Origin of the sequence: Paracoccus hibiscisoli (assembly GCF_005048265.1) — a bacterium.
GTDB lineage: Bacteria > Pseudomonadota > Alphaproteobacteria > Rhodobacterales > Rhodobacteraceae > Paracoccus > Paracoccus hibiscisoli.
The window spans coordinates 76,780-88,894 of record NZ_SUNH01000012.1 but is presented as its reverse complement, the minus strand read 5'-3'; the positions used below and the strand labels follow the sequence as shown (position 1 = coordinate 88,894).

10 protein-coding genes are annotated in these 12,115 nt (G+C 68.6%); all 10 read left to right on the top strand.

From position 1 onward, the window contains the following. Positions 1–24 precede the first annotated feature (24 nt). The 10 genes from FA740_RS09735 (at position 25) to FA740_RS09690 (ending at position 12,111) form a co-directional block, all read left to right on the top strand. Complete coding sequence (locus FA740_RS09735) at positions 25–948, top strand: carbohydrate ABC transporter permease (RefSeq protein WP_136856580.1); 924 nt, start codon at positions 25–27, stop codon at positions 946–948. Positions 949–951: 3 nt separating this feature from the next. Beyond that, positions 952–1,797: a carbohydrate ABC transporter permease gene (locus FA740_RS09730; RefSeq protein WP_136856579.1), complete on the top strand. Its 846-nt coding sequence runs from the start codon at positions 952–954 to the stop codon at positions 1,795–1,797. After that, positions 1,794–3,836: an alpha-galactosidase gene (locus tag FA740_RS09725; protein ID WP_136856578.1), complete on the top strand. Its 2,043-nt coding sequence runs from the start codon at positions 1,794–1,796 to the stop codon at positions 3,834–3,836. Before FA740_RS09730 ends, FA740_RS09725 begins: the two co-directional genes overlap by 4 nt. Further along, the gene (locus FA740_RS09720; protein WP_136856577.1) at positions 3,833–4,714 is read left to right on the top strand and encodes a 2-dehydro-3-deoxygalactonokinase; all 882 of its coding nucleotides are present in this window, start codon (positions 3,833–3,835) and stop codon (positions 4,712–4,714) included. The genes FA740_RS09725 and FA740_RS09720 overlap by 4 nt, the downstream gene beginning before the upstream one ends. 4 nt (positions 4,715–4,718) lie before the next feature. Beyond that, positions 4,719–5,321, top strand: a complete 603-nt coding sequence (locus FA740_RS09715; protein ID WP_136856576.1) for a 2-dehydro-3-deoxy-6-phosphogalactonate aldolase — start codon at positions 4,719–4,721, stop codon at positions 5,319–5,321. Beyond that, entirely contained in the window at positions 5,318–6,163 is an 846-nt protein-coding gene (locus FA740_RS09710) for an SMP-30/gluconolactonase/LRE family protein (protein WP_136856575.1), read from the top strand. The genes FA740_RS09715 and FA740_RS09710 overlap by 4 nt, the downstream gene beginning before the upstream one ends. A gap of 199 nt (positions 6,164–6,362) precedes the next feature. Further along, the gene (gene gmd, locus FA740_RS09705) at positions 6,363–7,484 is read left to right on the top strand and encodes a GDP-mannose 4,6-dehydratase (RefSeq protein ID WP_136856574.1); all 1,122 of its coding nucleotides are present in this window, start codon (positions 6,363–6,365) and stop codon (positions 7,482–7,484) included. Between the two features lie 7 nt (positions 7,485–7,491). Continuing rightward, positions 7,492–8,442 carry a GDP-L-fucose synthase gene (gene fcl / locus FA740_RS09700; protein ID WP_136856573.1) on the top strand — a complete coding sequence of 317 codons (951 nt, stop codon included), beginning with the start codon at positions 7,492–7,494 and terminating at the stop codon, positions 8,440–8,442. 4 nt (positions 8,443–8,446) lie between these two features. Beyond that, positions 8,447–10,657 (top strand): tetratricopeptide repeat protein, encoded by a 2,211-nt coding sequence (locus FA740_RS09695; RefSeq protein WP_136856572.1) that lies wholly within the window; start codon positions 8,447–8,449, stop codon positions 10,655–10,657. A 44-nt stretch (positions 10,658–10,701) separates the two neighbouring features. Beyond that, the gene (locus FA740_RS09690; protein ID WP_136856571.1) at positions 10,702–12,111 is read left to right on the top strand and encodes a hypothetical protein; all 1,410 of its coding nucleotides are present in this window, start codon (positions 10,702–10,704) and stop codon (positions 12,109–12,111) included. Positions 12,112–12,115: the final 4 nt, after the last annotated feature.

The following is a 12,115-nucleotide window of genomic DNA, read 5'->3' as shown; positions in this document are numbered from 1 at the left end:
TCCCGCCAGAAGAAGGTGGCCCCGATGACCGCCCTGCCCCACCCCGCCCCGCCCCCGGCGACCGTCCCGCGCGCGCGCCGGTCGCGGCGTCAGCTGACGCCCTGGCTGTTCCTGGCCCCGGGCCTGCTGATGTTTTCCGTCTATGTGATCATCCCGATCTTTCAGTCGATCTGGGTGTCGTTTCACGATTGGGACGGGCTGGGGGCCATGCGCTGGATCGGCCTGGCCAATTACAGCGAGCTGTGGTGGGACGAGGCGTTCTATACCAGCCTCAAGAACAACATCATCTGGCTGGCGCTGTATCTGCTGGCCGTGCCGGCCGGGCTGATGATCGCGCTGTTCCTGAACCAGACCGTGCGCGGCATCCGCATCTACAAGTCACTGTTCTTCTTTCCCTTCGTCATCAGCCAGGTGGTCGTGGGGCTGATCTTTTCGTGGTTCTACGCGCCGGGATTCGGGCTGTTCTATGCGCTGATCGAATGGGTGACGGGCACAGGCGTGGCGCTGTTGGCGGATGAGCGTTACGTGACCTATGGCATCATCGCCGCGGGCCTGTGGCCGCAGATCGCCTATTGCATGATCCTGTATCTGACCGGCCTGAACGCGGTGGCCCCCGACCAGATCGAGGCCGCCCGCCTGGACGGCGCCAAGGGCTGGCGGATGCTGTGGCACGTCGTGCTGCCGCAATTGCGTCCCGCGACCTTCATCGCGGTGGTGGTCACCGTCATCGGCGCGCTGCGCAGCTTTGATCTGGTCAGCATCATGACCTCGGGCGGGCCGTTCGGGTCGTCGCGCGTGCTGTCCTATTACATGTACGAACAGGCGCTGTCGGAATACGGATACCGGATGGGTTACGGCGCGGCGATCGCGGTCGTGCTGTTCGGCATCATGATGATCTTCATCTCGGGCTTCATCTGGAAGATGTGGCGCGACGAGAAAGGGGCCTGACCCATGTTCCCCCGTCCCATCCAGACGATGTCCCCCGCAGCGCAGCGCACCTACAAGATCGTGCTGCCGATCATGCTGATCCTGTGGCTGCTGCCGCTGCTGGGGGTCGCCATGACCTCGGTCCGTCCGTCGGGCGATCTGGCCGCGGGCAACTATTTCGGTATCCCCTCGCGGCTGGCCTTCGAGAATTACGCCGATGTGTTCCGCAATTCGCCGCTGGCGCAGTATCTGTGGAACAGCTTTCGCATCACCATTCCGGTGATGTTCGGCGCGGTGGCGCTGTCCTGCCTGACCGGGTTCGCGCTGGCGGTGTACAAGTTCCGCCTGTCGCTGCTGGTGTTCTTCATGTTCGTGGCGGGCAATTTCGTGCCCTTCCAGATCCTGATGGTGCCGGTGCGCGACCTGACGGTCGATCTGGGCCTCTACAACACCATCACCGGGCTGGCGCTGTTCCACATCGCGTTCCAGACGGGGTTCTGCACGCTGTTCATGCGCAACTTCATCAAGGCCCTGCCGCGCGAACTGATTGAGGCTGCCCGCGTCGAGGGCGTCACCGAATGGCAGATCTTCTGGCATATCGTCCTGCCGCTGGTGCGACCTGCCATCGCGGCGCTGTCGGTGCTGGTCTTCACCTTCATCTGGAACGATTATTTCTGGGCCATGGTGCTGACCACCGGCGCCAGCACGCAGCCGGTGACGGCGGGCCTGAACAGCCTGAACGGCCAGTGGATCGCCGCCTGGCACCTGGTCAGCGCGGGGTCCATCCTGGCCGCCCTGCCCCCGGTGCTGATGTTCTTCATGATGCAGCGGCACTTCATCGCGGGCCTGACTCTGGGTGCGGTGAAATGACCCTCTGGCGCATCGACACCCCCGCGCAGACGATGGTTCTGGGCAGCGACGGCGGCATGGCCTGCTGCCATTACTGGGGCGCGCCCCTGGCCCTCGACACCGACCTTGAGGCGCTGGTGGCGGCGGGGGCGGGCGGCATCACCGGCGGCATGCTGGACGCGCTGCCGCCCTTGTCGCTGATCCCCGAGGCGCGGCGCAGCTTTCCGGGCCAGCCGGGGCTGGTCGCGTTCCAGAACGGCCTGCCGCTGGAGCCGGAGTGGCGCTTCGACGGCGCGGATCAGGGCGACGCGCTGACCCTGCGCCATGTCGCGCCGGGCCTGCGGCTGGACATCACCATCCGCGCGATGGATCACGGGCTGATCGGCCTGTCCGCGCGGCTGACGGCGGACGCGGCGCTGACGCTGCACCATCTGGCGCTGGCCCTGCCGGTGCCCGCGCATCTGACCCAGCTGACCGAACTGGCGGGCCGCTGGACGCGCGAATTCCAGCCGGTGACCAGCACGCTGGACCACGGCGCGCGCCTGCGCGATGCGCGCACGGGCCGGTCGGGACACGAACATCCGCCGCATCTGTGGCTGACCGCGCCCGGCACCACCAACACCGGCGGAGAGGCCGTGGCCCTGCATTACGGCTGGTCCGGCGGCCACCGCATGCTGGTCGAGGCCCTGCCCGAGGGCCGCCGCCAGATCCAGCTGGGCCATTGCTCAGGGTCCGAACGCGCGCCCGGCACGATGTTCCAGACCGCCGAGATCTGGCTGGCCCGCGGCGATAGGGGCCTGAACAGCGTGGCGATCCCCTTCCAGCGCGCGATCCGCGACGCCCTGCCGCCCGCGCGCCAGCCCCGCCCGGTGCATTACAACGGTTGGGAGGCGATCTATTTCCGCCATGACGCGGCCGAGCTGTCTGACATCGCCGAACGCGCGGCGGCCCTGGGGGCCGAGCGTTTCGTGCTGGACGATGGCTGGTTCGGGCGGCGCGACGACGACACCTCGTCCCTGGGCGATTGGGCCATCGACCCGCGCAAGCATTCCCACGGATTCCAGCCGCTGATCGACAAGCTGCGCGCCCTGAACATGCGCTTTGGCCTGTGGTTCGAGCCTGAGATGATCAACGAGGACAGCGACCTCTATCGCGCCCATCCGGACTGGGTGCTGGGGCCGGCGGACCAGATCCGGGGCCGCAACCAGCTGCATCTGGACATGGCCCGCGACGATGTGCGCGACCATCTGTTCCACCGCATCGGCGGCATCCTGGGCGCGTGGGACATCGACTATGTCAAATGGGACCACAACCGCCTGACGCCCTGGCCCGACGCGGGCCAGACGCGGGGCGTCTATGCGCTGCTGGACCGGCTGCGCGCGGCCCATCCGGGGGTGGAATTCGAAAGCTGCGCGTCCGGTGGGGGCCGCATCGACGCGGGCATCCTGACCCGCTGCGGCCGCGTCTGGCTGTCCGACAGCAATGACGCGATCGAACGGCTGCGCATCCAGCACCACGCCGCGATGCTGCTGCCCGCCTGCGTCACGGGCAGCCATGTGGGCCCGCGCGACTGCCACACCTCGGGGCGGGTGCTGCCCATGGCGCTGCGCGCCTGGACCGCAGCGCAACGCCACATGGGGTTCGAGATGGACCCGCGCGAACTGACCGACCCCGAGGCCGAGACCGTGAACCGCGTCACCGCCTGGTGGAAGGCCAACCGCGACTGGATGATGGCGGGCGACATCTGGCGGCTGGACCGCCCCGCGGGCGCCCTGGCCGAGATGCAGATGGCCGCGGACGGCCACCGCCTGGTCGTCTTTGCCGCCCAGATCGACGCGCCCGTGGCGGTGCAGCCGCCGCCCCTGCGCCTGACCGGACTGGACCCGGCGGCGCATTATCGTCTGACGATGCTGGAACATCCGCGTGGGCATCCCAGTTCCCCGGTGGCGCTGTCGCGGGGGCCGGTGACCCTGCCCGGCGCGGCGCTGATGGCGCAGGGGGTTGCCCTGCCGCCCGCCTTCCCGCAGACCATCGCCGTCATCGAAGGGGTGAAACTGTGACGATAGACTGGATCGCCGCCGATTGGGGCACCACCAACCTGCGCCTGTGGGCCATGTCCGGCCGCAGCCCGGTCGAGGCCCGCAGCAGCGACCAGGGCATGGCCAGCCTGACCCCCGACCAGTTCGCGGACGTGCTGGCGCAGGCGACCGATGGCTGGCCCGCCGTGCCGGTCATCGCCTGCGGCATGGTCGGGTCGCGCCAGGGCTGGGTCGAGGCCCCCTATGCCGCCGTCCCCTGCCCCGCCACCCCGCGCATGGTCGCGGTGCCCGGCGATCCGGGCGGCCGTCCGGTGCGCATCGTCTGCGGCATCCGCCAGGACGCCCCCGCCGATGTGATGCGCGGAGAGGAGACCCAGATCGCGGGTCTTCTGGCACTGGACCCGGACTTCGACGGCATCGCCTGCCTGCCCGGCACGCATACGAAATGGGTCCGCATTTCCGCCGGAGAGATCTGCAACTTCAAAAGCTTCATGACCGGAGAGATCTTCGGCCTGCTGGCCGAACAGTCGGTCCTGCGCCATTCCGTGGGCACGGGCACCTGCGATCCGGCGGTGTTCCGGGGCGCGGTTTCGGACGCGATGGCGCGGCCCGAACGCGGCTATGCCGGGCTGTTCCAGCTGCGCGCGGAATCGCTGCTGGCGGATCTGGACCCGGCCACGGCCCGCGCCCGCCTGTCCGGCACCCTGATCGGGTGGGAGCTGGCCGCCGCCCGCCCCTGGTGGCTGGGCTGCGACGTGACCATCATCGGTGCGCCCGCGCTGTCGGCCCTTTATGCCGAGGCGCTGACGGCGCAGGGGCTGGCGCCCGCGCGCATGTCCGTGGCCGACGCGACCCTGGCGGGCCTGGCCGCCGCCCATCGCCAATTCCTGCAAGGATGATCCCATGTCCCGCCCCCTGATCGCCATCCTGCGCGGCCTGACCCCGCAAGACGCCCCCGCCATCGGCCGCGCCCTGATCGACGCCGGCATCACCCGGCTGGAGGTGCCGCTGAACTCTCCCGACCCGCTGGACAGCATCGCGCGTCTGGCGCGCGACTTTGGCGACGTGGCGCAGATCGGCGCGGGCACCGTGCTGACCGCTGATCAGGTGCGCGCCGTGGCCGAGGCAGGGGGGCGCATGGTGCTGTCGCCCAACTGCAACCCCGATGTCATCCGCGCCACCGTCGCGGCGGGCATGGCCAGCTATCCAGGTGTGATGACCCCGACCGAGGCGTTCACCGCGCTGGATGCGGGCGCCACCGGGCTGAAGCTGTTTCCCGGCGAACTGATCGGCCCCACCGGCCTGCGCGCCATGCGGGCGGTGCTGCCCCAAGGCACGGAATGCTGGGCGGTGGGCGGGGTGTCCGCGGATACCATGGCCGACTGGCGGCGCGCGGGGGCGGCGGGGTTTGGCATCGGATCGGCGCTGTACAAACCCGGCGATGATGCGGCCACGGTCGCGGACAAGGCCCGCGCGATGGTCGCGGCATGGGAGGCATCGGCATGATCTTTGACCCCACCCCCTGCACCCTGGGCGAGGGCGCGCTGTGGCATCCCGACCGCAACGCCCTGATCTGGTTCGACATCATCCAGAAACGCCTGTTCCTGAAACCCCAGGACGGCGCGCGCCAGCACTGGGATTTCCCCAACCACGTCTCGGCGGCGGGGCTGGTGGACCGCGACCGCATCGTCGTGGCCTCGGCCCGGGCGCTGTCGCTGTTCGATCTGCGCGACGGGACCAGCACGCCGCTGGTGCCGCTGGAGGCCGACAACCCGGTGACGCGCAGCAATGATGGCCGCGCCGATCCGCAGGGCGGGTTCTGGATCGGCACGATGGGGCTGAACGCCGAACCGGGCGCGGGGTCGATCTGGCGCTATTACAGGGGCGAATTGCGCCGCCTGTTCCCGGCCATCACCATCACCAACGCCATCTGCTTTTCCCCCGAGGGCGATCTGGCGCATTTCGCCGATACCGACCGGTCGATGATCTGGCAGGTCCGGCTGGATCGCGACGGCTGGCCCTTGGGCGACCCGCAACCCTTCATCGACCTGGCGTCCCAGGGGCTGAACCCCGACGGCGCGGTGATCGACAGCGAAGGCGGTCTGTGGTCGGCGCAATGGGGCGCGTCCCGCCTCGCGCGCTATGACCGGCAGGGGCGGTTCGACCGGGCGATCGTGCTGCCCGCGCGGCACGTGTCCTGCCCGGCCTTCGGTGGGGCCAGCCTGACGACGCTGTTCGCCACCTCGGCGCGCCAGGGGCTGGACGATCCGCAGGCGGGCGACGGCTGCACCTTTGCGGTCCCCGCCGGGGTCACCGGTCAGCCCGAACACCGCGTCGTGCTGGGCTGACTGCATCGCGGCCCTGCGCCCAGCCCTGGCAGAGTGGCAGCCCCCCGGCCCGACTGCTGCCGGGCTGCGGCATGGCATGCAGGATCGCGAAAATGCGCAGAACTTGACTATCGCAATGATCTTGGGCCTGCCGTAAACCGGCTGAGACGGCACCTTGGGGCACCACGGGCGTCCGTGCTGAGTGACAAGGGGAACGGCCATGACCAAGCGGGCGCTGATTACCGGAATTACCGGCCAGGACGGAAGCTATCTGGCTGAACTGCTGATGGACAAGGGATATGAGGTCCACGGGATCAAGCGCCGGTCATCCTCGCTGAACACGCAGCGCATCGACCACATCTATCAGGACCCTCATGCGGTCAACGCGCGCATGTTCCTGCATTACGGCGACCTGGGCGACACCTCCTCTGTGATGCGGGTCATGGCCGATGTCAAACCCGACGAGGTCTATAACCTGGGCGCGCAGTCCCATGTCGCGGTCAGTTTCGCCACCCCCGAATACACCGCCAACGTGGACGCCATCGGCACGCTGCGCATCCTCGAGGCGATCCGGTTTCTGGGGCTGGAGGACAAGACCCGCTTCTACCAGGCCTCGACTTCGGAACTCTATGGCCTGGTCCAGGAGACCCCGCAGCGCGAGACGACGCCCTTCTATCCCCGCTCGCCCTATGCGGTGGCCAAGATGTATGCCTATTGGATCGCCGTGAACTATCGCGAGGCCTATGGGATCTATGCCTGCAACGGCATCCTGTTCAACCACGAATCCCCCCGCCGCGGAGAGACCTTCGTCACGCGCAAGATCACCCGCGGCTTGGCCAATATTGCCCAGGGGCTGGAGGATTGCCTGTATATGGGCAATATCGACGCGCTGCGGGACTGGGGCCATGCCAAAGACTATGTCCGCATGCAGTGGATGATGCTGCAGCAGGACGTGGCCGAGGATTTCGTGATCGCCACCGGGGTTCAGTATTCCGTGCGCCAGTTCATCGAATGGTCGGCGGCGCATCTGGGCATCACGCTGCGCTTTAAGGGCACGGCCGAGGCCGAGATCGGCATCGTCGAGGCGGTGACCGGCGATCAGGCCCCCGCGGTCAAACCGGGCGATGTGATCGTGCGGATCGACCCGCGCTATTACCGCCCGACCGAGGTCGAGACGCTGCTGGGCGATCCGACCAAGGCCAAGGAAAAGCTGGGCTGGGTCCCCGAGATCACCGCCCAGCAGATGTGCGACGAGATGGTGGCCGAGGATCTGAAATCGGCCCGCCGCCACGCCCTGCTGCGCACGCATGGCTATGACATGCCCCTCTATCACGAAAACTGAGGCCGCCATGACGCGCATCTTTGTGGCAGGGCATCGCGGCATGGTCGGCAGCGCGATCCTGCGTCAGCTGCAGGACCGCGATGGCGTCACCCTGATCACCCGCACCAGCGCCGAGCTGGACCTGACCGAACAGGCCGCCGTGCGCGCCTTCATGGCGGCGGAACGGCCCGATGCGGTGATCCTGGCCGCGGCCAAGGTGGGCGGCATCCATGCCAACAACACCTATCCGGCGGAATTCATCCACCGCAACCTGATGATCGAATGCAACGTCATCCACGAGGCCTGGGCCCATGGCGTCACGCGGCTGCTGCAGCTGGGCTCCAGCTGCATCTATCCGCGCGAGACCTGCCAGCCCATCCGCGAGGACGCCCTGCTGACCGGCCCGCTGGAGCCCACGAACGAGCCCTATGCCATCGCCAAGATCGCGGGCATCAAGCTGTGCGAAAGCTATAACCGGCAATACGGCACCGATTACCGGTCGGTGATGCCGTCGAACCTGTACGGTCCGGGCGACAATTTCGACCCCGAGAACAGCCATGTGATGCCCGCCCTGATCCGCCGCTTTCACGAGGCCGCGCACGACGACCTGCCCGAGGTGGTGATGTGGGGCACCGGCACACCGCGCCGCGAGTTCCTGCATGTGGACGACATGGCACGGGCCTCGCTGTTCGTGTTCGATCTGGACCGCGCCGCCTATGACGCGCAGACCGAGCCGATGCTGTCGCATCTGAACGTAGGGTCCGGCACCGACATCGCCATCGGCGAGCTGGCCGCCATGGTGGCCGAGGTCGTGGGCTATCGCGGGCGGATCACCAACGACCTGACGCGCCCCGACGGCACCATGCGCAAACTGATGTCCTCGGACAAGCTGACGGCGATGGGCTGGCGGCCGCAGGTCACGCTGCGCGAGGGCATCGCGGATGCCTATCGCTGGTTCCTCGCACATCACGCGGGCTGAGCGCATGACCGGGACACAGGGCAAGCTGATCGCATTCCGCGCCGACCGCATGGGGGGCCGGCTGATCGCGCTGTTGAACACGCTGCGTTTCGCGCGCAGCTATGACCTGCCCTTTGTCGTGTATTGGCGCGACAGCGACGGGCTGGGTGACGGGTCGGAGCTGTTCCACCCCGATTTCGTGCGCGACCATTTCATCGACAAGCCGACCTATCGCCAGATGAAGGAAAGCGCGACTGCCATCGGCACCGTGATCCACAGCCAGACGCGCGAGGCCTTCCTGCAGCATCTGGAGGGCGGCATGCACGTGCTGCTGGACCCGCCCTTCGACGTGCTGCGCCTGCCCTTCGAGGACGAGGCGCAGGTCGCGCGGACCTTTCGCGCCGTGGTCGACGACCTGCCCCTGAACCCGGTTCTGGCGCAGCATCTGGACGCGCTGCGCGACCAGCTGCGCGACGGGCGGCGGACGGTGTCCTATCACATCCGCCGGGGCGATCTGACCAGCGACATGCGCGCCATGAACCGCGCCTGGCCGAACAAGTTCGTCCCCGACGAGTTCTTCGAGACCCATATCCGCGCCAATCTGGAAGGCGACGGCACCCGCACCATCCTGTTCAGCGACAATCAGGCCGTGCTTGACCGCTATACCGGGATGTTTCCGGGCCTACTGACTTTCGTGCGCATCGCCGATACCAGCGCCCTGACCGAGGTGCAGCGCGACGCGCTGGAGCTGTTCGCGATGTCGCTGTCGGACCTGATCGTGGCGCCGCCCTCGTCGGCCTTCAGCTCGACCGCCAAGACCATCGGCGGCGGCGATTTCCGCGACGTCGAATCCCAGATCACCCCCGAGGCCCGCCACGAGGCGCTGGACCTGCTGGCCGCCCGCCTGCGCGACGAGCCGCACCTGTTCGCCAATGAGGGCGAAATCGGCCAGTATCTGGTCTATGCCTGCGAACATCTGGTCAAGACCGGGCGCCGGGCCGAATTCATCCGCATCGCCCGCCAGCATATCGAGGGCGGGCTGAACATCGCCTTCGTCCACGCGATGACCGTCCGAGAGATGTATTTCGACGGCCAGTATCAGCAGATCTGCGACCTGCGCGCCGCCATCGACCGCGGCTTTGTCGCGTTCCAGCGCAGCTTTGCGCAGGTCGCGCTGTATCACGGGCTGGCGCTGTTGATGCTGGGCCGCAGGGAGGCGGGGCTGGAGCAGATCACCTCGGCCTTCTGGCACGAGCCGGTGGAGGGAGAGATCAACGCCCTGGCGGGCCTGTTGCGCGCCCAGGGCGATTTCGACGACAGCAACTTCTGGATCACCGACCCCGAGATCGAGCGGCTGTTCCCCAACCGCTTCGTCGTCGATCACGTCCGCACCTACTACACCCCGCTGATCGACGCGGGCGTGCTGGAGTTCGAGCGGATGGTGCCGACCAACCGGGTGATGGTCTGGGAATGGCCCGATTTCACCCGGTCCGACCTGCGCGGGCATTACAAGTTCCGCGGCCATTTCCGCACCATCCTGCGGATTCTGGAACGCCGCGTCTGGTCGCCCGACCTCAAGCCGCATTTCGACAGCTTCACCGGCATGATCGCGCTGCGCGAGGGCGACCTGGACCAGGCCGAGGCCATGCTGACCGAGGCCATCGCCGCCAAGCCGCAGGTCGCCATCTTTCACAAGCGCCTGGCCGAGCTGCGCCACGAACAGGACCGCCACCTGGAGGCCCTGGCCGCCATGGACGAGGCGATCCGCCTGGCGCCGCGCGCCTCGATCCTGCGCGCGCTCAGGGCGCTGTTCCAGATGCGCGCCGGCGACACGCCCGGCGCGGCCGAGGCGCTGGTCGCCCTGATGGACGAGGGGCGGCTGCTGTTCCCGTCGATCCTGTTCCTGGCGGCCGATGCCGCGCAGGCGGCGGATCGGGTGCCCGACGCCATCCGCCTGCTGGAACGCGGGCTGGCGCTGGCGCCGCTGAACTGGCGGCGGCAATGCGACCTGGCGCAGATGAAGGCCGATCAGGGCGACGATGCGGGCGCGCGCGCGGTGCTGGACTGGACGCTGCAATGGGCGGACGACCACCCGCCGCTGGTCATGCTGAACACCGACCTGCTGATCCGCGCCGGTCATCGCAACGAGGCCCTCAGCCGCCTGCAGCGGCTGATCAAACGCTATCCCGACAAGCAGCAATATGCCCGTCGCCACGCCCGGCTCAGCAAGGGCTGACAAAAGGGTGGCGTTCCGCATCAGCCAATGGAATACCACCCCGCATGAGCGATAACAGCCAACCCCGCGGACGCGTGCATCTGCTGGTCTTTTCGGACGGCACGCAGCCCTATCACGACAATGCCCGGTTCCTCTGCGACAGCGCGGCGGGGGCGGGTTTCGACAGCGCGATCCATTACACCGCCGACCGGCTGGAGGCCGACGGCTTCTGGGACGCCAACCCCACCGTGCCCCGCGACGGGCGCGGCGTGGCCTTTGGTGCCTGGCGGCCCTTCGTGCTGCGTCAGGTGCTGTCCCAGGTCGGGCCCGACGACATCGTCGTCCATCACGACGCGGGCAGCCACGCGCCCGGCGCGCTGCGCGGCCTGCCGTCCCTGCCCGACCGGCTGCTGGCGCTGTGCCGGGCGGCGCCGCAGGGCTTTGTGCATGGCAGCGCCTCGGCCTGGTCCGCGCAGGAGCATCTGACCAAGCGCGACGCCCTGACCCTGCTGGAGGCCGACACCCCCGAGGCCCGCCAGGCGCCCTTCCTCCATGCCAGCCCGCTGTTCTATCGCCCGACCCCGGACGCGCTGGCCTTTCTGGACGACTGGATGCAGGCCTGCGCCGACCCGCGCCTGCTGACCGACCAACCCGACCAGACCGGCAGCCCGAACCCCCTGATGCGCCGCCACCTGCATGCCGAGGCCATCGCCTCGGTCCTGGTCCACCAGCGCGGGGCGGCCTATCTGGACCTGCACGGTGCCGCCCCCGACATGCTGGAAAGCCAGCGCCGCCGCATGGCGCCCATCGCCACACCCTCGGCCCATCTGGCGGTCATCGCGGGCATCATCCAACGCCTGCAGGCGCAGGGCGACGACGCCGTCGTCGATGCGATGATCCCCGCCCTGACCGGCGCCCCGCCGCGTCAGGTGCCCCGCAACCGCCCCAGCCCCATCGTGCTGCGCGAGGCCACGACCCTGGCCACCCAAGGCGGCGGCGCGATCTGCCGCGACCATCTGCAGCATGTGGTCAGCCAGAACCGCATCCTGGCCGCCCGCCTGCACGGCCTCAAGGACGCGTTCGAGCTGGAGCAGGACTTCTGGCGCACCGCCACCGCCCATGTGAACCTGCAGCTGGCCGACCGCGCGATCGAGGGCGTGCCCGTCGCCCCCGACGATCTGCCCGCGATGGTCCACCAGGCGCTGCGCCACACCCTGGACGACATGGCCGATCTGGCGACCGTGCTGATGGCCGCCTGTGTCCGGGCGCGCATGGCCACGCCTGCGCGGGACGCGTTCAAGGCCGCCCATGGCACCCATCGCGACGGGCCCGGCCACGGGGCGATGCTGCGGCTGGTCGATGCGCTGGCCGCGCGCGGCTTTCCCGACCCCGCGCTGGAGCAGTCCGGCGATATTGAGCGGTTCGACCGCCAGCTGAACGACCTGGTCGTCCAGTGGCTGGACGGCGCGCCCTGAGGCC